At 46.2% G+C, this 21,951-nt stretch carries 23 protein-coding genes, 1 tRNA gene and 2 pseudogenes; 12 read left to right on the top strand and 14 right to left on the bottom strand.

Translation table 11 applies throughout. The features are described 5' to 3' along the window. Nucleotides 1-176: 176 nt before the first annotated feature. The 6 genes and pseudogenes from QUA10_RS12380 to QUA10_RS12355 form a co-directional block, all read right to left on the bottom strand. Nucleotides 177-887, bottom strand: a complete 711-nt coding sequence (locus QUA10_RS12380; protein ID WP_333083002.1) for a M15 family metallopeptidase — start codon at nucleotides 885-887, stop codon at nucleotides 177-179. Between the two features lie 45 nt (nucleotides 888-932). Then, nucleotides 933-1,157 (bottom strand): annotated as a pseudogene (locus QUA10_RS12375) (DUF433 domain-containing protein). Between the two features lie 124 nt (nucleotides 1,158-1,281). Continuing rightward, complete coding sequence (locus QUA10_RS12370; RefSeq protein WP_333083003.1) at nucleotides 1,282-1,944, bottom strand: class I SAM-dependent methyltransferase; 663 nt, start codon at nucleotides 1,942-1,944, stop codon at nucleotides 1,282-1,284. A 36-nt stretch (nucleotides 1,945-1,980) separates the two neighbouring features. Then, entirely contained in the window at nucleotides 1,981-2,340 is a 360-nt protein-coding gene (locus QUA10_RS12365; RefSeq protein WP_333083004.1) for a hypothetical protein, read from the bottom strand. Between the two features lie 142 nt (nucleotides 2,341-2,482). After that, nucleotides 2,483-2,905, bottom strand: a complete 423-nt coding sequence (locus QUA10_RS12360; RefSeq protein WP_333083005.1) for a type II toxin-antitoxin system VapC family toxin — start codon at nucleotides 2,903-2,905, stop codon at nucleotides 2,483-2,485. Further along, nucleotides 2,902-3,309 carry a type II toxin-antitoxin system HicB family antitoxin gene (locus QUA10_RS12355; RefSeq protein ID WP_333086267.1) on the bottom strand — a complete coding sequence of 136 codons (408 nt, stop codon included), beginning with the start codon at nucleotides 3,307-3,309 and terminating at the stop codon, nucleotides 2,902-2,904. Before QUA10_RS12355 ends, QUA10_RS12360 begins: the two co-directional genes overlap by 4 nt. A gap of 287 nt (nucleotides 3,310-3,596) precedes the next feature. Between QUA10_RS12355 and rpmH the strand changes: the two genes are divergently transcribed. The 10 genes from rpmH (at nucleotide 3,597) to QUA10_RS12305 (ending at nucleotide 12,090) form a co-directional block, all read left to right on the top strand. Then, nucleotides 3,597-3,734, top strand: coding sequence for a 50S ribosomal protein L34 (gene rpmH, locus QUA10_RS12350; RefSeq protein WP_006632320.1), 138 nt, complete (start codon nucleotides 3,597-3,599; stop codon nucleotides 3,732-3,734). A 42-nt stretch (nucleotides 3,735-3,776) separates the two neighbouring features. Further along, nucleotides 3,777-4,181 carry a ribonuclease P protein component gene (gene rnpA, locus QUA10_RS12345; RefSeq protein WP_333083007.1) on the top strand — a complete coding sequence of 135 codons (405 nt, stop codon included), beginning with the start codon at nucleotides 3,777-3,779 and terminating at the stop codon, nucleotides 4,179-4,181. Beyond that, the gene (locus QUA10_RS12340; RefSeq protein ID WP_333083008.1) at nucleotides 4,153-4,545 is read left to right on the top strand and encodes a PH domain-containing protein; all 393 of its coding nucleotides are present in this window, start codon (nucleotides 4,153-4,155) and stop codon (nucleotides 4,543-4,545) included. The genes rnpA and QUA10_RS12340 overlap by 29 nt, the downstream gene beginning before the upstream one ends. 203 nt (nucleotides 4,546-4,748) lie before the next feature. Then, nucleotides 4,749-5,897, top strand: a complete 1,149-nt coding sequence (yidC, locus tag QUA10_RS12335; RefSeq protein ID WP_333083009.1) for a membrane protein insertase YidC — start codon at nucleotides 4,749-4,751, stop codon at nucleotides 5,895-5,897. 11 nt (nucleotides 5,898-5,908) lie between these two features. Continuing rightward, a complete protein-coding gene (locus tag QUA10_RS12330) occupies nucleotides 5,909-6,382 on the top strand; it encodes a R3H domain-containing nucleic acid-binding protein (protein ID WP_333083010.1) in 474 nt (157 codons plus the stop codon). A gap of 90 nt (nucleotides 6,383-6,472) precedes the next feature. Continuing rightward, nucleotides 6,473-6,985, top strand: coding sequence for a YceD family protein (locus QUA10_RS12325; protein ID WP_333083011.1), 513 nt, complete (start codon nucleotides 6,473-6,475; stop codon nucleotides 6,983-6,985). Between the two features lie 115 nt (nucleotides 6,986-7,100). Further along, on the top strand, nucleotides 7,101-8,609 hold the full coding sequence (locus tag QUA10_RS12320; protein ID WP_333083012.1) for an AAA family ATPase: 1,509 nt from the start codon (nucleotides 7,101-7,103) through the stop codon (nucleotides 8,607-8,609). Nucleotides 8,610-8,792: 183 nt separating this feature from the next. After that, nucleotides 8,793-9,254 (top strand): SH3 domain-containing protein, encoded by a 462-nt coding sequence (locus tag QUA10_RS12315; protein ID WP_333083013.1) that lies wholly within the window; start codon nucleotides 8,793-8,795, stop codon nucleotides 9,252-9,254. A 554-nt stretch (nucleotides 9,255-9,808) separates the two neighbouring features. Continuing rightward, nucleotides 9,809-9,985, top strand: a complete 177-nt coding sequence (locus QUA10_RS12310) for a hypothetical protein (RefSeq protein WP_333083014.1) — start codon at nucleotides 9,809-9,811, stop codon at nucleotides 9,983-9,985. Between the two features lie 530 nt (nucleotides 9,986-10,515). Beyond that, a complete protein-coding gene (locus tag QUA10_RS12305) occupies nucleotides 10,516-12,090 on the top strand; it encodes a peptidoglycan-binding protein (RefSeq protein WP_333083015.1) in 1,575 nt (524 codons plus the stop codon). A 177-nt stretch (nucleotides 12,091-12,267) separates the two neighbouring features. On the opposite strand, the gene QUA10_RS12300 is transcribed toward QUA10_RS12305, so the two are convergent. The 4 genes and pseudogenes from QUA10_RS12300 to lipA all read right to left on the bottom strand — a co-directional run. Then, on the bottom strand, nucleotides 12,268-12,795 hold the full coding sequence (locus tag QUA10_RS12300) for a transcriptional repressor (protein WP_333083016.1): 528 nt from the start codon (nucleotides 12,793-12,795) through the stop codon (nucleotides 12,268-12,270). A gap of 411 nt (nucleotides 12,796-13,206) precedes the next feature. Then, nucleotides 13,207-14,448: an RNA polymerase sigma factor SigC gene (sigC, locus tag QUA10_RS12295; protein ID WP_333083017.1), complete on the bottom strand. Its 1,242-nt coding sequence runs from the start codon at nucleotides 14,446-14,448 to the stop codon at nucleotides 13,207-13,209. Between the two features lie 475 nt (nucleotides 14,449-14,923). Further along, a complete protein-coding gene (locus QUA10_RS12290) occupies nucleotides 14,924-15,142 on the bottom strand; it encodes a hypothetical protein (protein ID WP_333086266.1) in 219 nt (72 codons plus the stop codon). 113 nt (nucleotides 15,143-15,255) lie between these two features. After that, nucleotides 15,256-16,131: pseudogene (lipA, locus tag QUA10_RS12285) on the bottom strand (lipoyl synthase); the annotation flags it as partial. A gap of 91 nt (nucleotides 16,132-16,222) precedes the next feature. On the opposite strand from lipA, the gene QUA10_RS12280 reads away from it, so the two are divergent. After that, a tRNA-Pro gene (locus QUA10_RS12280) sits at nucleotides 16,223-16,296 on the top strand. A 478-nt stretch (nucleotides 16,297-16,774) separates the two neighbouring features. Continuing rightward, on the top strand, nucleotides 16,775-17,896 hold the full coding sequence (locus QUA10_RS12275) for an EAL domain-containing protein (RefSeq protein ID WP_333083018.1): 1,122 nt from the start codon (nucleotides 16,775-16,777) through the stop codon (nucleotides 17,894-17,896). A gap of 165 nt (nucleotides 17,897-18,061) precedes the next feature. On the opposite strand, the gene QUA10_RS12270 is transcribed toward QUA10_RS12275, so the two are convergent. From QUA10_RS12270 to QUA10_RS12255, 4 genes are all read right to left on the bottom strand, one after another. Then, entirely contained in the window at nucleotides 18,062-18,937 is an 876-nt protein-coding gene (locus QUA10_RS12270; protein WP_333083019.1) for an SDR family oxidoreductase, read from the bottom strand. A gap of 171 nt (nucleotides 18,938-19,108) precedes the next feature. Then, nucleotides 19,109-19,894, bottom strand: coding sequence for an exodeoxyribonuclease III (xth, locus tag QUA10_RS12265; protein ID WP_333083024.1), 786 nt, complete (start codon nucleotides 19,892-19,894; stop codon nucleotides 19,109-19,111). A 295-nt stretch (nucleotides 19,895-20,189) separates the two neighbouring features. Next, complete coding sequence (locus QUA10_RS12260) at nucleotides 20,190-20,486, bottom strand: IS66 family transposase (RefSeq protein WP_445243578.1); 297 nt, start codon at nucleotides 20,484-20,486, stop codon at nucleotides 20,190-20,192. A gap of 34 nt (nucleotides 20,487-20,520) precedes the next feature. After that, nucleotides 20,521-21,225, bottom strand: coding sequence for an IS66 family transposase (locus tag QUA10_RS12255; protein ID WP_333083021.1), 705 nt, complete (start codon nucleotides 21,223-21,225; stop codon nucleotides 20,521-20,523). Nucleotides 21,226-21,951: the final 726 nt, after the last annotated feature.

Genomic DNA, 21,951 nt, shown 5'->3' with positions numbered 1-21,951 from the left:
CAGTGTATCCTGACACAAATGATTTATTTTGCTCATACTTTTATAGTGCGGGAGGCACAGAGTGTCAGAAACCAGGTTTATTGCCACAGGAAGCAGTTAAAAGCTGAGGTTTTTGGTCAAAAAAACCCTTTCTTAAGGTCGCGGGTGCGCCCGTTCCGATTTAATTGTTTACCCTTTTAATAGCGGCCATATCGGGCAATCAATTGACTACCACTATTGTTTTGATTTGTCAACCAAGCCCACATCTGATCGCCCAGACAAAAATGCCACCATTCGTTAGGATGTTGCTGAAAACCCGCAGCTATCATCGCATTTTTTAATATTTGCCTGCGACGGTGATATTCCTGTTTTTGCGGCTCCTTGCTATTACAAAAATAATCGGGATAAGAACGTTCTGATATTTCATCAATCGGAGAACCCATATCAATTTGCCGATTGTTTTCATCCACTAAAGTTATATCTAAAGCTGCACCTGTACTGTGAGGGGGAGGGGTTGCGTGATCAAGAGTGGGTACTGCCCAAAATTGATATACGTGTTCTATAATCACTTGGCGTTTGTCTTCGGAAACCGGAAATTCGCAGCCTTGAGCTATGGCAATTTGATTAAAAGTATAATCTACCATAAATTGCTGCACTTCCACCGGCCGATAAGCGTCAAATATCAGAATTTTCCAATTTTGATGATTTTGCTGTAGCTGGGTTTGAGCGGCGATTAAACTATCTACAACTCCTTGCCGCAAGTAGTAAGGGGAATCTGCTTTGCTGTTGTGATACGGTGCACCCAACTTTTGATAAGGGTGCGGCATTTCAAAGGCAAAATGTTCTGCTGGAATAGGGACTAAAGGTTCGCCAGATTCGTCGATCGCTATTTGCTGGTATGGTTTCATATCAAGGTTTTACCCTACTTTATGATTACTGATGAACTACAATACTCAGTATATGCTTTTCACTTGATTCCGTCGCGCTGCAAATAGCAAACCAGCTAGAATATCCTCATGTTCTAAATCGTCATAGTCATCTATAATTTCTTTAGCATTCATACCAGAACTAAGTAATTCAATAATTCACTATACTGGATATCGGAGAGCGCGCATACAGGGTTTTCCGTGACAGATATTTGGATCGAGTGTGATGCGCTGCAAAAGTTGGTTTTCCATATTTTAGGAACAAATATTAAATATATCCTAACCTAAAGAGCTTAGCTTTAGATGGGTTTGTAGTAAGGACTTTAGTGTTTTCAATCTCCACCTAAAGTCCTAAAGTCCTTACTGCCCCAAAATCCTAACTTTGGCGGTAAGCAACTACCGCATAAAACGGATCGCCACTTCCTATTCGCAGCATTTGCATAAAACTCGGCAAGTTAGGCTTGCGAACAATTACTTCCGGCTTACTAAATCCAGGTATATTCGCTCCTTTGACAGAATCAAAGTAACCCTTAACTAATTCGACCCGATCGCCCTCGGAACCTTCCCGCCAAGCCGCGATCGCCTTTTGATAAAACATCCGGTTGGAAAAGCTCATAATTGCTACGCCACCCGGCTTCAATATCCGGTGAATCTCGGCAAAAACCGCATCTGGGTGCTGCAAATACTGTACCGAAACGCAGTTGACAACGGCGTCAAACTCTGCATCTGGCAGTGGCAATTTGGGATTTACGTTCAAATTCTGCACGAAATAATGATTTAGTCTGCGATTTTTTGCCAACTCTTCTTCATTCATGCCGTGCCCTTCTACATGGGCAAATTGCATCTCGTCGGGCAAGTGAGAAACCCAACTGCTCATCATATCAAAAATCCGAGTATTCGGTTTCAGCCGTTCCCGATATAAATCGGTTAGTTGCTCAATGAATCCATCGTCTACGTGAGTCACAAACCGGGGAGCGGAATAGAAAAAATTGTCGTCGGTGTCGTCTAACTTAGTGCGTTGGTCGGCTGGAAGCAACATAAATTCTGATCGCGAACTAGATTTACTCTTTCTAGTTTAAGAACAATAAGAATTGTTAACATATCCGGCAGAGGGCGGATTCCCGCTTTTAGCGTAGCAGTCGATCGCCAAAAAACCTGCCGCCACCCTTTGGGCTGACCGCTTTTCACTGGCTGGTAATCCGCTGCTTGTGCCCAGAAGACGGTTTGCCGACTTCCAGCATTGGCGACAAACTGCAAGAGGTAGGCGGGACGCTGACAGGCGCGATCGCATGGCAGAAAGAGGCCTATTCCGTCGGGAGAGAGCCACGCGCATTTGGCGCATTTGGCTGAGACACTCTGGCGTCGTCTGCGCTCCAAAAGCGATGGCTGCCGCTGTTGCCACCGAATTACTCAGCCAGCATTTCGCCAACTTCATCGAGTTGGTTCGGCTCGAACAGGTCGGTGGCGTCGGCCAGGGCGATCGGCGCGGCGGTGTCATTGGGTGTAGTTGGTCGAATCATCGTGAACTCCATCGAACTTTTTTCCACAACTACATCATGCTCGATCGCACATCTCAATCATTGCACTGACCAGTCTTCAAACCTCAATCCAGGGATTCTTTCAAAATCTCGACGATTCCGGGTAAGTAGAATACCGCTTTTTGCAAGTGCGATCGCGGCTATCCGTAAATCTTGCGTGCCAACGCGGATTTTTTGCCGCCAAAATTCCCTATAATAATTTTCAGCATCTAGATCGAAGTCAAGCAACTCAAAATCGGTCAGATAGTTAATGGTTTTTCGCAGACTTGCATAAGCTGAGATTATTTCATTCCCTGATGTCGCTCGTCTGATACGGTTAAGTCGTCCATACATTTGCTCTTCAAATTTAACGATCGTAATAGCAATATCTTTTGGATTAAGTTCACTGACACGCTGCACTATTTGTGGATTCCCCTGCCCAAAAAGTGTGGCATGGTCTGTATCAAATATCCACCAAGTCACTTAGCTGTTTCCTCCACCTCAATTTTATTGGTGGCTTCTGCTTCATCGAGTCGATCGTAATATTCTGCCATTTGTGCATTCCGGTCGCGGCGCAGTTCTGCAATATCTTCTAGCATCTCATCAAAGTGCGGATCATTTTTAAAGGCTCCTGCCCACTTCATTAAAGGATTTTCACTTTGGGGAATGTCTACTGTCAGAGAGACTATTTCGACTTTTTTTAGACGCTCGGTCAACAATCGGTGCAAAATTTTTAAAGCTTCTTCTTTAGTAGATCCTGAGCTTCTGCACTCTGGCAATTCCCAAACTATTGCGCTGTAGAGGTCTTCATCGTGCTTTTCAATGAGAACTTGATAAGTTAATTGGGTTAAATGATTCGGAGTTGGGGTTAATACTGTGGCATTCATCTGTTTTTTCTGGTTGGTTATATTTGGCATTTTAACGCATTGTTTTTCAAACATCCAATTAATTCTTTTCGCAAGGCTTTCAATAGATATCAGTGGTTCAGAACGCCACCGCACTTAAAGCCTGCGGGATTCTAGCCTTTACCAATCATTCAAGGCTGCGATCGCAACTTCACTCTTAGTCTCAATTCAAATCATCAAAACATTATTGCCAAGAAAACAACTCTATGGTACACTAGAAGATTGTGAATATTAATCAAAAGTAAAGTAACAAGCCGGGAGAAATCAAAATGACACAGCAAACCCTGCACGGAACCAGCCGCAAAAGAAAAAGAACATCCGGTTTTCGCGCCAGAATGCGTACGGCAACCGGTCGATTGGTAATCAAAGCTCGCCGCAGCAAAGGTCGCCACCGCCTCGCAGTCTAGCACTGCATCAAGGTTGAGAGGCCTCCACGATCGCCCTACGCCATGTTGCCCGAGACAAACCGACTTAAGCACCGAAAAGACTTCAGCGCCGTCTACCGCAAGGGAATGCGCCGCAACTCGGCCCATTTCAGTTTAAGAGCTCTGCGTAAACCAAAAAGCGCCGAATTTGCGAAACCGACAGACGAAAAATCCTTGCAGCCCACTCGCACAGGCATTTCCATCAGCCTGAAAGTCAGCAAACGCGCTGTAGTCCGCAACCGGATTAAGCGTCAGATTCGGGCAGCTTTGCGACAGCTATTGCCCCGATTAAAATTCGGGTGGGATTTAGTAATTGTCGTGCGTCCGATCGCACAAGAGTGCAATTATGCAGAAATTCTGCAAGAATTAGAGCAGTTGTTGGTAGAAGCCGAGGTACTAGATGGGAATTCGAGAGGAAGTATATTATGAAGGCGGCCCCGCGGCCGGAGACTTGATCCTGAATTTACTCCTGGGGCTGACTGTGGTGGGAATCCCCCTAGCAGTAGGAGCAATTGTCCGGGCTCTGTGGCTACGCTATCGGATTACGAGCCGCCGAGTGTCCGTAACTAGCGGTTGGATGGGGGGCGATCAGACAGACGTTATCTACTCAGATATAGTCAAAATCGTCACTGTACCTCGCGGTTTCGGGACTTACGGAGACATGGTGCTCACCATGAAAAATGGCAGTCGCTTGGAACTCAGAGCTATGCCGAAATTTCGAGCAATGTATGACTACATTAACGAAAAACTGCCCATAGCCGCTCAAAAAGCAAACGCGGCCAAAGCTAAATAACCGAACCGCTTCGCCCTCAAATCAGGGTAAAGTGAGTGCGAGTATTGGCAAACTAATTACAACAAACCCGCAGACTGGGCGGTCGATCGACAGGCAATGTCCTAAGATAGAGACAAAACCCGAAAAATTGAGGCGGCTCGCGTTCAGCGGGTGAAAATAGTTCTCAACAGTAAACATAGAGCACCTAAATTAACTCAAAGCGAATGGATTTTGGTATCTCGTTTCTCTCCAACAACCTCATGCTCCCGATCCTAGATTTTTTCTACGGGATCGTGCCAAGCTACGGTTTAGCGATCGTAGCTCTGACGCTCGTGATTCGCTTTGCTCTTTATCCTCTCAATGCAGGCTCTCTTCGCAATATGCGGCGCATGAAAGTAGCGCAGCCATTGATGAAAGAGCGAGTAGATCAAATTCAAAAACTCTATAAAGAAAATCCTGCAAAACAGCAGGAGGAAATGAGCAAAGTATACAAAGAATTTGGTAATCCTTTAGCAGGATGCTTCCCATTGGTGCTGCAAATGCCAGTGCTGTTTGCACTGTTTGCAACGCTCAGGGGTTCGCCGTTTTCTGACATAAATTACAGCGTTAACGTTCAAGTTTTGCCGAAAGAACAAATCGAAACTGTTCAACCGCAAGCTTTTGCTACACCGCCACAAAATATTTACGTCACAGGTACTTTTCATGCTCCTGTTGTGGGCGTAATTCCAGGCGGCGACAAACTCGCAATCGGCGACACAACCAAAATTAATTTTCAAACCCCAGAGGGCAAACCTCTCAAAGTTTTAGCAGCAGAAAATAAGAGCGAAATCGACTTTGAACCCGGCTGGAAAGTCATCAAAGGCGAAGAAGTGGTCAAGGTAGATGAACAGGGTAACATCACGGCATTAGCGCCCGGTGAAGCCACAGTTCAAGGCACAATCCCTGGATTGGCTACTAACAAAGGATTCCTGTTTATTGAAGCTCTAGGCCGCGTTGGCGCGATCGACTCAGACGGTACAATCCACTGGGATATTTTGGTGATGATCCTGGGCTTCGGCATCAGTTTGTACATCAACCAAACCCTTTCAGGACAAGCACAAGGGCCAAACGATAACCCCCAACAGGCTACAGTTAACAAACTGACGCCAGTCATATTTTCAGGGATGTTTTTGTTCTTCCCGCTGCCCGCCGGCGTATTGATGTATATGCTGATTGCTAACATCTTCCAAACAGTTCAATCGTTTATTTTGTCGCGAGAACCGCTGCCCGAAAACCTCCAAAAAATAGTGGACGAAGCAGAGGCGAAAACCCAAAAAGAACAAGGATTAGATGCACTTCCCTTTGAGCCCAAGCGTTCTAAGAAAAAGGCTTGATTTTAACAACAATGAAAGACTCTCAAATGCAGCGCGGACAGGCATGGTTAGAAGAATTGCTACAACTGTCCGCAATTCCTTCAAAAGTGGTATGCGAACAACAAAAAGATTGCTATTGGATGACAATAGATGAAAGCAATCTGACTCCAGAACAAGTTGCAATCTTAGTCGGGCCAAACGGTAATGTAATAGATGCCATTCAGTACCTCTGTAACACGGTTCAGAATATAGGTCAGGAAGTAGAGGAATCAATTCCTTATACAGTTGAACTAAATGGCTATCGCATTCGCCGGCAAGAGGAATTGCGATCGATGGCAGAGTACGCAGCAGATCAAGCCCGATCAACGGGAGTTGAATTTGAAATAAAATCGCTGTCTTCGGCAGAACGCCGTCAAGTCCACAGCTTTTTGAGCGAATGTGAGGATATAGAAACTTACAGTCAAGGACAAGAACCCGATCGGCGTTTGGTAGTGCGACTGCGCTGACGCTAAAGAAGGAAGAAGGAAGAAGGAAGAAGTTAAAAATTAACTATTCCTTTTGACCTTTGAATTCAAGAAGTAGGAAGGCAAAAGATTATGGAGACAATTTATATCCCTCATCTACTCACAAAAAGTGAGCGGAAAGAGGTCATTGATTTTGAAGAATTTATCCCCGATTTAGAAACTCTTACTCCGGTGCGAGGGCGACTGCAAGTGACTCACCAAGGGAATTATCTTGAGGTGAAGGCAAAAGCAGAAACAATTGTTACTCTCACCTGCCACAGATGCTTGAAACAATACAATCATCGTTTGGCACTCAACTCATCAGAACTAATCTGGCTCGAAGAAACAGCAAATCAAACAGATTCAAGTTCAGCAGAAATAGAAGTTGCTTTAGAAGATTTGGTGGAAAATTTGTCCCCAGGCGGCTATTTCTCTCCGGGCGATTGGGTGTACGAGCAAATGTGCTTGGAACTGCCGCACAAACAGATATGCGATACTGAATGTCCGGGAATTTCTTTAACTGATGATGCAAATACAGAAAGCTCCGAAACCGTCTCAGACAGTCGCTGGGCATCTCTGGAAGCACTTAAACGGCAATTGCCTTAGTCAGTTGGCAGTTGGCAGTTGGCAGTTGGCAGTTGGCATTAGCTAATAAGAAATAACAAATAAAAAATAACAAATAACCACTGACAACTAACAACTAACCACTGACAACTGACTAATGACTATTTTTAGCGACGAGTTTGAACTACTGCTGCGATCGCGCTACCCCCTAATTTACATTCCGACACGGGAAGAAGAGCGCGTAGAAGCCGCGATCGCCCAAAGTGCCAAAAAACAAGGTTCTCGCGCCGTCTACATCTGGGATTTTGTTGATGGCTACCAAGGCAATCCCAACGATGCCGGTTTTGGCAAGCGCAACCCGCTGCAAGCTTTGGAATTTCTCGAAAAATTACCGGCCACCGCGCCGGCAATTTTTATTCTGCGCGACTTTCAGCGGTTTTTGGAAGATGTCTCGATTTCCCGCAAGCTGCGGAATTTGGCGAGACTCCTCAAATCTGTACCCAAAAATATTGTCATCGTATCTCCTATAGTTTCGATCCCGGAAGACCTCAGCGAAGTGATGACTGTTTTGGAGTTTCCCCTGCCTGCTGCGGCGGAAATCAAAATTGAGGTAGAAAGGCTATTAGGGGCTACCGGACAAGCCATTGAAGGGCGTTTGCTGGACGAAACAGTGCGCTCCTGTCAAGGGCTGTCGCTCGAACGAATCCGTCGAGTTTTGGCCAAGGCGATCGCCACCAGAGGCGAACTCCATCCCGACGACGCGGAACTGATTTTAGAAGAAAAGCGCCAAACCATTCGCCAAACTCAAATTCTGGATTTTTACCCAGCCCGCGAAAATATATCCGATATCGGTGGTTTGGACAATCTCAAAGAATGGCTGCTGCGACGCGGCGGTGCTTTTTCCGATCGAGCCCGCCAATACGGTTTGCCACATCCCAGAGGTTTGTTGTTAGTCGGAATTCAAGGAACCGGAAAATCCTTAACAGCAAAGGCGATCGCCCACCACTGGCATTTGCCTTTACTACGCTTGGATGTCGGGCGTTTGTTTGCCGGATTAGTAGGAGAATCGGAATCCCGCACCAGGCAAATGATTCAGCTAGCCGAAGCTTTGGCCCCCTGCGTGCTGTGGATTGACGAGATTGACAAAGCTTTTGCTGGATTGGACGGTAAAGGGGATTCCGGCACAACTAGCCGGGTGTTCGGGACTTTTATTACTTGGTTGGCAGAAAAAACTTCGCCGGTGTTTGTGGTAGCAACAGCCAACAACATCCAGTCTTTGCCGCCAGAAATGCTGAGAAAAGGCAGGTTTGACGAAATATTTTTTGTGGGTTTGCCCAGCCAGGAGGAACGGCGGGCGATTTTTGAGGTACATTTGTTGCGGTTGCGATCGCACAGCATCAAAAATTACGATTTAGAGCGATTGGCTTACGAAACTCCCGATTTTTCAGGGGCCGAAATCGAGCAAACTTTGATTGAAGCCATGCACATTGGGTTTAGTCAAAATCGAGACTTTACGACAGATGATATTTTAGAATCAGCTAGTCAGATGGTGCCCTTAGCCAGAACGGCTCAAGAACAAATCCAGTTTCTCCAAGATTGGGCCGCTGCGGGTAAAGCTCGCCTTGCTTCTAGGTACGGCAGTTTGAGCCGCCGGATTCAGGGGTAAGCTTTTGAAGTCAGTAGTCAGTAGTTAGTAGCCAGTTGTCAGTTGGCAGTTACCAGATTTTACTCAACATTCAGCAGTCAACACTCAACAGTCAACTTTCTGCCTTCTGCCTCCTGCCTTCTGCCTGACATCCGTTACATCCGTTACACAATCCGTTGCCGAACTTCCTTCATTTGCGGTTTTATGAACAGTGTATATAGCGTTTTCAAATTTTTAGTAGGTTTTCTGCTAGCGATCGTCCTGATGGCAGGTGCTAGCGTGGCGGCTGCACTTTACTTTGCCGCTAAGCTAACTACTGTGCCCGAAAAACCTGTTTTTCCCAACGACAAAACAGCAGTTCAGGTTGCAGGCGCTGCGCCGAAGTCAACAGCCCAGGCTAGCCCTGTTTATACATCTAGCGATGCCCCGTCTCCCAAACCGCTGGAACCGGGAGCTTACCGCGCCATGGTGACTCAGCCGATCGGCTTAATTCTCCGGGATACTGGTAGCCGAGACTCGAATCGCATTGGCGGTGTTGGTTACAAGGAAAAAGTCGTAGTTTTGGAAGAGTCGCCCGACAAAGAGTGGCAGCGAATTCGGATTGAGGATGACAATCGCGAAGGTTGGGTCAAAGGTGGCAATACTGAAAGAGTTGAGGGCGAATAAAACTTAGATAGTAATTAGACAACAAATATAACCTTTCTCAGTAATATGAGGTGCTCATAGGGCATAGGGCATAGGGCATAGGACTCGCCCCCATACCTCACCACGCTTGAGAACTGCTATATACTCATCTCATTGTGAGGGCAGCGAAGCAATCGCAGTGTGAAAATTGTTCACCAACGCCGGGTTTTTTCCTGCCTGCCTGTTGCCAAAATATCTATATACACATTTATCACAAAAAGTCAAGTTAAATTTATTTGCGATATTTGGGATTGCAGTTTGATGTGCTGAGAGTGCGGGTGCGATCGCCACTGCAAAATCCTGGATTTGACATAAAAGCCCATCAGACAAGAGGTTTCCAAAGCTAAAACTCAACAGAAAAACTCGAAAATACATAATCCCAACTTATGTTATTTAGGACAGTATGTTAAGAAAATTAGCAAAATTTTAAGGTTAGTTGCAAAACCCAGGCGGTTGTCACCGCCGCAGAGGCAAGAGTGGTAGCTTGGATTACAAGATGTAAGTTTTCAGCTTAACAGCTACCAACAATAAAAAATATGTACGACAAACGTCCCGATAAAGATTTGGCGACTGCTGCTGTTACTGCGGCTTTGGGAGCTGGGGTCGTTACCTCTTTTGCCGTGAGCAGAGGGCAAAACCCGCTGGTAGCCATCGCCATTACTGTTTTTGCAGCGGGAGTAGCTGTAATTTGCGATCGGTTCGGCTTAATTTAAGCGATCGTCGATTTTTTAATACAAAGTCAACTTATCAAAAAATCCCCGCCCTATTTGCAACTTGCAAAAGTGGGGATTTTTAGTGGCTAGTTTTTTGGTTAATCAGCGGTACTTTCCCAGACGCACTCGCCACATGAAAAAGCCGCGTTTCTTAACAAAAAACCTGCGATTTCAGGCTCTTTACCCGACAACCAATTAAGGTGATGACAACCTGCACCCAAGTCTTGTGGTAATTTCTGCTGCAGCCAGATAAAATATTAGCCAGCACTACCCCAGAACTTATTCTTTTTTGGTCTTAAAGGCTAAGAGTATGCCTGCAAACTTTTTTGCTGAGTCTCGCGCCTCTAGAAGCAGCGATGCTATCTTAGTTGTTACCTGTAATTATTTTTGACGGTAAATTTTTTAGAAAAACGGGTGCTTCGCGCTTTCCAGGTAGAACTTAGCGTTGATAGAATCCAAGCCAAGCGTGCCAAAAATGATTTTTGGCAGTTTGCTCACACAACCCACCCACAATTTCACACTAAAAAATTATGGAATCTCTTGCTTACCTCGAACTTGCTCTTGTTTGCGAAGCACCCGCAGAGTCGAAAATTTTTGATGAGCCCAAGTGGCAAAACCTATCGAGTCAGGCTTACGTCCGTTTGCTGTCTGTGGCTTTGATGCTGTCGGTTTTGAGTGCAGCGGGTGCGGCTTTTGCTCAAATAGATCCGGGATATCCAAATTTGCGCTCTGTTCAAGACAGGTTGCGGGAACTCGGCTATTTTCCCAGATCTTCGACTGGTCAACTCGGCCCGGTTACTCAACAAGCTCTGACTAACTTTCAGCGAGACTATCAACTGTCGCTGACTGGCAGGCCCGATCGAGCTACTGTGATAGCACTCAACAGTTTGGCCGGGGACGATCGACCTTTTAATACTATTTATACAAATTATCGGGAGCTGCGTTTTGGAGACGCGGGTGCAGGTGTTTCTGCTCTCCAGCGCAGGTTGAAGCAGCTAGGCTACTTCAACGCGCATCCCACAGGGAGTTTTCGGGAAGTGACTCTTCATGCGGTGAGATACTTCCAGCGAATTAATCGACTGCTGGTGACTGGAGTTGCTGACAGGCAAACTTTAGCTTTGCTGTTTGGTTCCACCAGGCCGATTCCCCCCGTTACGCTTCCAGGGAATATTTCGGGAAATGGCGGTTGCAAGGGGCTGCGGTTCGGAGACAGAGGAGCGACGGTAGACTTGATCCAGCGGCAATTAAAAGCTTTGGGCTATTTTGAAGGTGGCGTTGACGGTAAGTTTCGGGAACGCACTCTCTACGCTGTGACTCGTTTTCAGCAAGATTACAATCTGGTTTCTGACGGCTGCGCTGACACTGCTACTTTGACTGCTATCGATGCCCAGATGAGGCAAGCTGAAATTACCTCCTGGACTGAGGAAGATGATCAACAGAGTAATGGCGGAGATTTTCTAGAGTTGGGCGACAGAGGCCGACAAGTGGAATTTGTGCAGCGGCGACTGCAAGAATTAGGTTATTACAGGAGCCAGATTCACGGTTGGTTCGATCGACCAACTCAAGCTGCTTTGATCCGCTTTCAGAGGGATAGCGGGCTGTTCGGGACTGGAAGGGTTGATCGCAGCACTCGATCGGCTTTGCGGCAAGGCAACAGGCAGGCAGCAGAGCATGTGCCGCAAATGGTTGCTGGTCTGCGACGGGGCGATACTGGGCCTGCTGTTCGACAACTTCAGTCTGCCCTCAGCAGTCTGGGCAAAAACCCCGGCTCGGTGAACGGAGTATTTGGAGCCGAGACCGAGTTTGCGGTGCTGTCGTTTCAGCAGGAACGCAATTTGTCACCGGCGACGGGTATTGCCACTCCGGCGACTTTGGCTGCGCTCCAAAACGGATTAGCTGGGCGGGTAGCTGTTCCTGCTGTTCCAATTAGCAGCAGTTTCAACTCTCGATCAAGCATTCAGCAATTACAAAGGCGGCTGCAAGATCTCGGCTTTTACACAGGCTCGATCAGCGGAGTTTTCGATGGTTCGACGAGAGACGCCCTCGATCGAGCTCAGCGCAGTTACGGGGTCAGCAGCGACGATTTGTTGAGCCAAACTTTTTAGCCCCAAGCTTGCGGACGCTACATCAAAGAAATCGGGTTTCAGGTTTCCGACTCATTCCTGAAATGATGTATTTTTCTTAAGAAACCCGGTTTCGGCGTAACTGTGATCGCACTTGGGCTACCGATTTTTGTTAAAACTTGTAACAAGCCGTACTTAAAATGCGAAAATAGTGTAATATCACTCGATCAAATCCGGGGCGGTGCTGCCGTTCTGGGCGATCGACCTCGGACAAGACCAATTGCTGGAAACCAAAGACGGCCATCCCATCCGCAAAGCTTCGTGGCACACCGTATGAATGGTTAGCTGGCAGTCTAGCAGGTGCAACCCAGACTTTTCAGCTTGCTTCATACCAATTTTCAGAATCGAGTCGTTGTTAAATTCGATCGTTCTGTTGCACTGAACGCAGACTAGGTGGTGGTGGTGATGCGGGTAAGGCTGGTTTATTTCATAGTGTTTGTGACCTTCTGCTAGTTCGAGTTCGCGGAGGAGGCTCATCCTTGCCATTAACTTTAAAGTTCGGTAAATGGTGGACAAGCTAATGTTTTCTCCGCGATTTTTTAACAAAGTGTACAAATCCTCCGCACTCAGGTGATTGCCTTTGGGGAGGTTCTGAAACACGTGCAAGATGGTTTCCCGTTGGGGAGTCATCCGCCAGCCTTTGTCATTGAGTTCGGATTTGAATGAAGACGCGGTGTAAAGTGCCATAGTGACCCTCTCAAGAAAGTCTGCCTATTGACAATAATACACAACGATCGAGATATTTTGCAAATATCGCAGCTTATTGAAAAAAGATTGAGGAAAAAATTTGGTTTGTGATATTGTTTGACTTTTAACCAGCTTTATGAATGAAAGCATCCAGGATACAAGCCCCCGGATTCATCCGTCCAGAAATAAAAAACCTGTATCCGATGAAACTTGCCCCCCGAATTTATCCGTGGGGTCAATGCTTCAAATCTAAAATCTAAAATCTAAAATCTAAAATCGATTGACTTGCAGCAGAGGACAGAGAAGTTGTTTAGAAGTAAATATTGTTACTTCTGCCGAATACCTCATGCCTTCTGCACAAGTGCCAAATGCCTTGCTCCCTGATTAATCGCGCTGACTGACCTGCTCAATTTAAGTCAGAGACTCCAGATAATCGCGGACGCGGTTGCGACGCTTGGGTTGGCGGAGTTTTTGCAAAGCTTTGGCTTCAATTTGCCGGACTCGCTCGCGGGACAAGTCGAGGGCGCGACCGATTTCTGCCAGCGAATAGGGGTGTCCGTCACCCAAACCAAAGCGCATCAGAATTACATCTCGCTCGCGGCTGGTCAAATCTGCCAGCAGTTGCTGCAAGTCGCGGTGCAAAGCTTCTCGCATCAGCATTTCTTCTGGGGAGATGCTGTCGGTTTCGAGCAAGTCGCCCAACTCTGTATCTTTTTCGTTGCCCACTTTAGTTTCCAAAGAAACAGAACGGGGAACGCGCAGCAAAACTTCTCGAACTTGGGAGGCCGTCATGTCCAACTCGACAGCGATGTCTTCGATCGTAGCTGTCCGACCTTTTTCTTGAGAAATTTTGCGCTGGGCTTTTTTGATTTTGTTAAGTTTTTCGGTGATGTGGACGGGGAGGCGAATGGTGCGGCTTTGAGTGGCGATAGCCCGCGTAATTCCCTGCCGAATCCACCAGTAGGCATAGGTGCTAAACCGATAGCCCCGCGTCGGGTCAAACTTTTCTACAGCTCGCTCCAGTCCGAGAGTACCTTCTTGTATTAAGTCGAGCAATTCTAAACCGCGATTTTGATATTTTTTCGCCACCGAAACCACCAGGCGCAGGTTCGCCTTAATCATGTGGTCTTTAGCTTCGACGCCTTCAGCTTGAATTTTTTCGATCGCCTCCACCGTCATTTCTGCTAACTCGGCCCACTGGCGCTTGCCTTCTGCCATAATTCGCTTTAGTTCTGGCACGTCACCGACGCCGGCAGTTAAGGCCCAGCGTTCCAAGGAAGGTTTATGTCCCAACTGTGCGGACAAGCGATCGCGCACTTCAATTAAATGCACGAAGCGCCCAATTAGCCCTTCTTCTTGGGATGCGACGGTGTTGCGTAATTCCAGCAATTTGATATAGCGCTGAACTTTTTGAGCCTCCGAGACTTCTTCGTCTCTACCCAAGAGACGAACCCGACCTATTTCTTGGAGGTACAGGCGCACTAAATCTGTAGTGCGACGGTTGGCGTTTTTTTGCAATTTGGCTGCTGGGTCTTGGTCGAGCAGTTCGTCTCCAGCTTCTTCAGCATCTTCATCCAACACATCACCTTGCAAGGGATTGACTCGCAGTTGTTCGTCGAATTCAGCTTCAGCGTAAAAAGAGGTGGCTGGCATAGTGATTTTCTCAGTTGCTCCGGGTGAAAAGATGCTACGCTTAGCGGTTATTGATAATTAAGATGCCCACTTAGTTAAAACGAAGCATCACCGCTTTTTGTTTCTTTACTAACTTTCCTGACTTTTCTGCTGTTGTTCGATCGAACTTTTGCTGCCCCACTTGTTTTACCAAGATTCTGGAAAACGCTAAGAACTTTCTGATGTAACAGGTTGAAGGCCCGAAAAGTGTGTTGTACTTCTTTGTTTATGTAGCTAGTATAGATAGTGACTCGCTATAAACAAGTGACGTTAGTCAGAAGTTAAGTTAATCTTCATCACCAATAAGCTGGTTCCCGATCACTTCGGAAAATTAGCCATTTTTTTAATAAAACTTTATATAACTCGGCGCTCTTGATTAAATACGCGGCAGTGAGGGCAGAAGTTTAATCCCTTATATAATATGGGTTTCAGAGTGGCTAGAGTCCCCAGTACCGAGTTATTGGCTGACGCAAAAACCGGGTTTCTTCCTCAATTTTCTGGATGCAAACCTAGAAGTGTGAGGAAGAAACCCGGTTTCTGGATCTTTTTTAGGTAAGTCGCGACTTTGAGGCGGCGATCGACCGATAATTGTTTTGCTGTTGGCTGCTGCTTCTCGCTTAAGATCACGCCCCGAACACCAGCATCTGAAACCGGGTTTTTCGCCCTGGGCCTGCATATCAAACGCAAGTTTTTCCTCGCTGTTACCCGGTTGATCTGGTTTTAGTGAGAATGGTGCGATCCTCTTCGAGGGCTTCGCTAACGGGCGTGAGTCAACTCAAATTAAAATTGCTAGCGTGGGTAAAGTTTCATCAGTTCCCTCACCTGTTCGGCGTGATAGGAACTGCGAGTTAAGGGAGAAGCGACAACTTGCAAGAAGCCCAAAGATTCGCCAAACTTTCTCCAAGCATCAAACTGTTCTGGATGCACAAAGTTTTCTACGTTCAAGTGCTTTTGAGTCGGTTGCAGGTACTGTCCAATTGTTAAAATATCGCAGCCGACAGCCCGTAAGTCCTGCATCGCCTCCCGAATTTCGGCGTCTGTTTCTCCGAGCCCCACCATGATGCCGGATTTAGTGTAAACCCCAGGTGCGAGTTCGCGGCTTCGCTGCAATAGTTCCAAGGTGCGATCGTACTTTCCTTGTGGCCGCACCTTGCGGTAAAGTCGCTTTACGGTTTCGGTATTGTGGTTGAGTACCTCTGGCCGAGCTGCGAGAATGATTTCTAAAGCCTGCCAGTTGCCGCACAAGTCGGGAATCAAAACTTCTATAGTTGTATTGGGCATCGTCGATCGCACTGCTTGAATGCACTCGACAAACTGAGACGCGCCCCCATCCGGCAAATCGTCCCGGTTGACAGAGGTAATCACGACGTGGTTGAGTTTGAGCCGCTGCACCGCCTGCGCCAATCTTTGGGGTTCCGTAGGATCTAATGGTTGGGGCTTTTTCTCAAAATCGATGTCGCAGTAAGGACAGGCGCGGGTACAAGCCGGGCCCATAATCAAAAATGTCGCAGTACCTGCGTTGAAGCATTCGCCGATGTTCGGACACGACGCCTCCTCGCAAACCGTATTCAGGGACAAATCCCGCAAAATTTCTTTGACGTTGCCGACGCGCTCCCACTGGGGGGCTTTAACTCGCAACCACTGGGGCTTAACTGTCACGTCTGTCTCCGCCTGAGTAGTGTTTTACAAATCATTATATACGAGCTTGCTAAATTTTAACTTGAATGTGATAAGCTTAAAATATAGTGACTAATTTCGGGATGTAGCGCAGCTTGGTAGCGCACCTCGTTCGGGACGAGGGGGTCGCAGGTTCAAATCCTGTCATCCCGATTATAAAATTAAATTGAATATTCCGCCGCAAGTGAGTGTGTTTTGGGCGATCGTCCGGGTGTGTATATTTGTGGTTGGGATAAATTAGTCGATCGGGCGATTCCCTACGGGATAGCTGCGCTTCACGGGCGTGTTAATTCCCCTTAGCTAAAAAATTAACTGTAGCGACTGTTTTGGCAGAGGGAATTATAGAATAAAACATAAACAATCAGAGCAGCAGTAGAGAGTAGAGAACAAGTCTTTGCCTTTTCCCTCTGTGATGACTTGGGACAGTGTTTAATCACAGGTACTTGCTCAATGCTGAGAACTTTGACCAAGGTTTGAAACCGGAGGCAAGTATAAATACTGCAATAATTCTTAAATACAAGTTCATTAAGATTTACATCTTGAGATAGATGAATTAATAGGTAAATGAGCGTATAATAAAACTTAATTGTTAGCGTGTCTAAAATTAACCCAAAAACCGGAGGATATTCCAATGCAAAAAAGTGGCAAAGCCTTCGGCTCCTGCTCTCGCTGCGAAACAGTACCCGAAAAAATAGAGGGCAGGGGAGGTCTATACCTATGGTTTCCAGTATCGCACACGCTGACCAAGGTTATTTCTGCACTAACCAAGACTGAATTTGAATTCCGGCTGTTAGAAGAGAGTAAGTGTTTGTACATTATGCTTGACGGAATAGCAAAAGAAAAGTTTAACGCCCTAGCATCATCTGTGCTGACAACTCAAGAGTTGAAAGAGACAAAAGTTTTGTGGATGCGCGAAGTTGAACAGCCAAAACTTAGTGATTTTTATCGCAGCACTTCCTTAGACTCTTTTATTAATTTGAGTAACTCTGATTGGCTGTTAGATTTATTGTCCGAAGAACGCATTACTACGCATTTTCAGCCCATTGTTTATACCTCAGATACTTCTAAAATTTTTGCCCACGAAGCGCTGCTCCGAGGAATTGACGAGCAAGGAAACTTAATTTATCCGGGTCGGATTTTTTCCCAAGCAGAATCAGCAGGCCTAATTTTTCAACTAGATGTTTTAGCCCGGACTCGCGCTATCCGCGAAGCCCATGTTTACGATATCAAAGAACTACTTTTTATTAATTTTTCTCCCACTTCAGTTTACGATCCTGCTACGTGCCTGCGAAGAACAGTACAGGCTATTGATGAAGCGGGAATTCCGCACAGCAATATTGTTTTTGAAGTAGCGGAATCTCAGCACCCTCCTGATATCGATCACTTGATTAATATTCTGAGGTTTTATCGAGAGGCGGGATTTTTAATTGCCCTGGATGATTTTGGCAGCGGTTCTTCTAATTTAAATTTGATGCACCAACTGCGTCCCGATTTTATTAAGTTGGATATGCAATTGATTCGTAATGTCCATCAAGATTATTATAAAGCACTAATTACGGAAAAGATGTTAGAAATTGCTGCTCAACTAGAAATTAAAACTGTTGCTGAAGGTGTGGAAACTTTGGAGGAGTTTGAGTGGGTGCGACAACGGGGAGCAACTTTTGTTCAAGGTTATTTGATTGCTAAGCCTACTTCTCCGCCGATCGCAGTTACGAGCTATATTGGTGCTGAACCAGTACCTATTTCTGCTTAAATGGTTTTTAGTTGCGATTTGGCGCTACATTTGCTCGTTCGCAGGCAGAGCCTGGGGACGCATGTATGAAGGCTCTGCCTCCATTAAAATGAGACAAGGGTTTGGAGGCAGAGCCTCCGGATATTCATTACCAGGCATAGCTTGGTAACGAGAATAACTAGCATTTTAAACGCTCAAATTGCGCCGAAAAAAGCTTTCTAAGGATTCCATTCTCATGCCGTAGATTGATTCCAAATTTTGCACTTCTTCGGGAGTGCAGAAATACTCGTTACCCAGCAATACGCGCAAAGTTCCTAAGTCTTTTTGAGCTTGAGGATTCAATAAACCCAACGCATTTCTCAAACCGTCAAACACAACCAGTGGCGGGTTGATTACCATCGGTTCGCGATTGAATAAGCGTCCAAAAATGCGGGGAATGTCGTCTCTTGTCAGCACATCGGGGCCACCGACTCGCAGAATTTGGTTGCGGGCGCCTTCGACTGTTGGGGAGTCTGCGGCAATCTTTGCTAAGTCGTCGGTACTGACAACAGAGGTGCGGTTTTTGCCGTCGCCAATCAGCAGGTAAAGTCCGGTTTCTCGAAATCTTTCTGCTAGGGGTAACAAGCTGGAAGCAAAACCTGCAGGCCGCAAGATTGTATAATTCAATCCGCTGTTTTGCAGGTATTTTTCAACTTCTCGCTTGGCTTTGAATACTGCGGAATCTTCGTATCCCCGATCAACTCCCAGTACCGAAATAAAGACAAAGTGCTGCACTCCGGCTTCTTTGGCGCAGTCGATTAATTCTATGTTAGCGCGGTAATGTACTGCTTGAACGTCGCCGCCGATACCATGGCTGCTGATGATATATTGCACTCCTTGGCAGGCTTTTTTAATATCTTTGTCTTGTTTTAAGTCGCCGATAAAAATCTCGGCGCCTCGGTTTTCTAGTTCAGAGTAGCGAGATGCGAGGCGAACGAATGCGCGGACAGGCTTTTCTTGCTGTCGGATTTCTCGTACAATTCGGCGCCCTAGCGCGCCTGTTGCTCCGGTTACTAAGAACATGATTTTTAGTTGTTGGTTGTTACTTACATCTTGTACTTTTCTCAATAGTAAGCAAGATGCCTGTACCACAAAGAGTTAATTTTCTTGTGGTGTGTGCATCCTGCCCGCCCATCCAAGGCTTATTGAGAATGGTGCAAGATGTCAATTGTTATTAACCTTATAACTTATAAATCAAATTTCAACAATTACGGGGGCGTGGTCGCTGGGTTTGATTAATTTTCTAGGAGCAATATCTATTGTACAGTTTTTTGCTTGTTCGTACAGGGGAGGGCTGAGATAATGGTGATCGATTCTCCAGCCGTTGTTGCGGGGAAATGCGGCGGCGCGGTAGTCCCACCAGCTATAATGGCCACCTTCTGATGTGAATTTGCGAAAGGGGTCGCTTAATCCTAATTCTATGATTTCTGTGAGTGCGAGGCGCTCGGCGACAGACAAGCCGACGGAGTTAGCATTGGCTTTGGGATTGTGGATATCTCGATCGTCCGGGACGATGTTGAAGTCGCCGCAAATGCACAAGTTGGGGGATTTATCTAGTGCTATTTTGAGGTATTCTTGCACTAGTTTGAGCCACCTTAGCTTATACTCATATTTCTCGCTGCCGACTTCGGAACCGTTGGGAACGTATACGCAAATAATGCAAATATCGTCTATAACCCCGGCTATTAGGCGTTTTTGTTCGTCAAAAATACCTGTGGTTTCTTCGCCGAGAATGGGGGCAAATCCGGTGCTGATTTGCGTTAGGGGCGATCGGCTAAAAATGGCGACACCGTTGTAGGATTTTTGACCAGAAATGTAGCAGTTGTAGCCGAGGTTGGTGAAGGGTTCTAGGGGGAAGTCTTTGTCTGTAACTTTGGTTTCTTGGAGGCAGAGAACGTCTGGGGAGTTTATGTGCAACCAGCTAGTAACGTGTTCTAGGCGGGTGCGGATTGAGTTGACGTTCCAGGTGGCGATTTTCATTAATACAGTAATCCTAACGGTGATGTGGGGTGAACCCAAATTCGGATGACTCGGCGGTTGAAAGAGACTGTGGGCGAAGGTCTGAGGGGTTTCACCCCTCAGACCTTCGCCATCCTGAATAGGCAGAATGATTGTGTAATCACGCAGCATATTAAATAATTTATTATGACTCTTCACCCCCGCGACTGCTCGTCAATTCCAGAAATGACAGTAACTGTTGCACGAACATCCTTTCCCAACGGAAATCCATATATAGCATTGATCAGAAAGATGAGGTATGATATAACGTAATTGCTCAACTAGGGGAAAAAAGAGAGCCATGAATAGAGAGGGCTTGTTGAATAGCTTGATAAGCAGTTAAGCCCTGCCTTTTACCAGTATTGACAACTGAACGAACCGCCACAAATAAATCTCGTCCCCATTCGGAACGAAAGCAATTAGTCACGCGACGAAATATCACGCTCATCCGAATCCCTTGTTCGCTAGAATTATTTGTCGGTGGAATTGCAGTATCTTCCAGAAATAAAAACAAATTATCCATCAGCTCGCCATAGCGTTTTCGCAACCGAACACCATCCGGTTGATATGGCATTAAACTCAAAATTGTGATTAATCTTTCTCGTAAATTACTGCGATATCGCTCCAGTCTTGCCTTGTCCATCCTGTCGCGTCGTCGATGGATGACAAAAGCTCTTAATAATAACCTCTTCATCGCCCTTGGCAAAAATCTGGTCTTCTGCATCAATGGCATATTGACAATCCCGCAGTTGATGGGCTAAACACACCTGCCATTGTGCTGCGGGGTGATTTTTTTGAGCGCTAAATAAGTCTGATACCCAAATATCGGGACGATGTTCTCCTAGAACTTCGTTAATTACTCGAGTTCCTCGGCTGGGGCGGATGACGTGTAAGCAAACATCAGGGTTCTGAAACACCCACTCCCACTGATTTTGTGCGTTAACTCTCGCACTCGTTTCATCTGAACAAATTAATTTTGCCCGCCGCAACCGTTGTAGTATTTGACTTACTTGATCGTCTAAACTGGTTTTGACCTTCCCCAGCAAGTTGGCGATAGCACCTTCTGATATCTTTAGTCCAAAGACTGAGCCAAATATCAACGATAGCCGTTCGTAGCTGATGGCATGAGTGTAACGCAGATATGTAACTAAGCTTTGAATAGAACTGCCAAACGGTGAACCTGGTTCCATTCCCAATGGTACAGGTGCAACATACTCAGCCTGACAGCAGGTACACTGACCACCATAGCGTTCGATTCGGGTGATGATGGGGCGAATTGGGGGTAGTTCGATTTTTTCGTAGACGGATTGCAATTTTTGTGCGGCGCCGGTGACTTTCTCTCCACACTGGGGGCAATTTTTGAGTTGGGCGATGATTCTTTGGTCGGGATGAGGATGTAGTTCTCTTCCCCCTCCGACTCTTCCTAGGCTTTTTTGTCTTTGGCTCCCCTCAATTTTCGATGGCCCAATGTTGGGCTTGAATCATGAGGACGGTGGAGTGCTGGAATTTTTGCTAGTTTTTTTGGGAGATGGCTCTGGCTTTGGTTTTGGTTTGTAGATGGCTAATGTGGCGCTGAGTTTTTGGCTCTTCTCCCATAGCTCTACTATCAAGGCTTCTTTTGCCTCGTTCGATAGTTGTTTTAAGTCGGGAAGTTTTTCCATTCCTTTATCTAATGTCTATCTCGTCTTCTTGTCAAGGGGGTTGAGCAATTACCTTTTTTGTCTTTGGTTGAGTCGATGGGAAGTATTATCCTCCGCACCTCTCAGTTAGATCCGGACGTGCGACTTTCACCGCATCCGGCTCCCGATGTTCTTGGCTTTCGCCTTTGCTAATGTGGATATAATCGTGGCATCTTTCGTGAACCGCTAGAAGGTTGTTTATTTTCGAGTTACTATGATTTCCGTCTACATGATGTAGATGTACCTTTTCATCGCCTAGCATTTTTAGACCACATTTCCCATATTGGTAGTCCTAAACAAGTAATGATAAATTGTAGTGATGGATAAAATACCAAATCGCACCGATGTGATTATTTAATG

It is taken from the genome of Microcoleus sp. Pol8_D6 (assembly GCF_036700965.1).
Classification (GTDB): domain Bacteria; phylum Cyanobacteriota; class Cyanobacteriia; order Cyanobacteriales; family Microcoleaceae; genus Microcoleus.
Note: the sequence above shows the minus strand (reverse complement) of the source record. Positions and strands in the feature narration are given on the sequence as shown.

Excerpts from the sequence above, each read along its gene's own strand:
- xth (WP_333083024.1), bottom strand. The coding sequence starts at position 19,894 with ATGAAAATCGCCACCTGGAACGTCAACTCAATCCGCACCCGCCTAGAA.
- QUA10_RS12275 (WP_333083018.1), top strand. The coding sequence starts at position 16,775 with ATGCAAAAAAGTGGCAAAGCCTTCGGCTCCTGCTCTCGCTGCGAAACA.
- yidC (WP_333083009.1), top strand. The coding sequence starts at position 4,749 with ATGGATTTTGGTATCTCGTTTCTCTCCAACAACCTCATGCTCCCGATC.
- QUA10_RS12320 (WP_333083012.1), top strand. The coding sequence starts at position 7,101 with ATGACTATTTTTAGCGACGAGTTTGAACTACTGCTGCGATCGCGCTAC.
- QUA10_RS12380 (WP_333083002.1), bottom strand. The coding sequence starts at position 887 with ATGAAACCATACCAGCAAATAGCGATCGACGAATCTGGCGAACCTTTA.
- QUA10_RS12355 (WP_333086267.1), bottom strand. The coding sequence starts at position 3,309 with ATGAATGCCACAGTATTAACCCCAACTCCGAATCATTTAACCCAATTA.
- QUA10_RS12340 (WP_333083008.1), top strand. The coding sequence starts at position 4,153 with ATGGGAATTCGAGAGGAAGTATATTATGAAGGCGGCCCCGCGGCCGGA.
- QUA10_RS12260 (WP_445243578.1), bottom strand. The coding sequence starts at position 20,486 with ATGCCATATCAACCGGATGGTGTTCGGTTGCGAAAACGCTATGGCGAG.
- QUA10_RS12370 (WP_333083003.1), bottom strand. The coding sequence starts at position 1,944 with ATGTTGCTTCCAGCCGACCAACGCACTAAGTTAGACGACACCGACGAC.
- QUA10_RS12305 (WP_333083015.1), top strand. The coding sequence starts at position 10,516 with ATGGAATCTCTTGCTTACCTCGAACTTGCTCTTGTTTGCGAAGCACCC.
- QUA10_RS12365 (WP_333083004.1), bottom strand. The coding sequence starts at position 2,340 with ATGAAGTTGGCGAAATGCTGGCTGAGTAATTCGGTGGCAACAGCGGCA.
- rpmH (WP_006632320.1), top strand. The coding sequence starts at position 3,597 with ATGACACAGCAAACCCTGCACGGAACCAGCCGCAAAAGAAAAAGAACA.
- QUA10_RS12300 (WP_333083016.1), bottom strand. The coding sequence starts at position 12,795 with ATGGCACTTTACACCGCGTCTTCATTCAAATCCGAACTCAATGACAAA.
- QUA10_RS12310 (WP_333083014.1), top strand. The coding sequence starts at position 9,809 with ATGTACGACAAACGTCCCGATAAAGATTTGGCGACTGCTGCTGTTACT.
- rnpA (WP_333083007.1), top strand. The coding sequence starts at position 3,777 with ATGTTGCCCGAGACAAACCGACTTAAGCACCGAAAAGACTTCAGCGCC.
- QUA10_RS12325 (WP_333083011.1), top strand. The coding sequence starts at position 6,473 with ATGGAGACAATTTATATCCCTCATCTACTCACAAAAAGTGAGCGGAAA.
- QUA10_RS12330 (WP_333083010.1), top strand. The coding sequence starts at position 5,909 with ATGAAAGACTCTCAAATGCAGCGCGGACAGGCATGGTTAGAAGAATTG.
- QUA10_RS12315 (WP_333083013.1), top strand. The coding sequence starts at position 8,793 with ATGAACAGTGTATATAGCGTTTTCAAATTTTTAGTAGGTTTTCTGCTA.
- QUA10_RS12270 (WP_333083019.1), bottom strand. The coding sequence starts at position 18,937 with ATGTTCTTAGTAACCGGAGCAACAGGCGCGCTAGGGCGCCGAATTGTA.
- sigC (WP_333083017.1), bottom strand. The coding sequence starts at position 14,448 with ATGCCAGCCACCTCTTTTTACGCTGAAGCTGAATTCGACGAACAACTG.
- QUA10_RS12290 (WP_333086266.1), bottom strand. The coding sequence starts at position 15,142 with ATGCAGGCCCAGGGCGAAAAACCCGGTTTCAGATGCTGGTGTTCGGGG.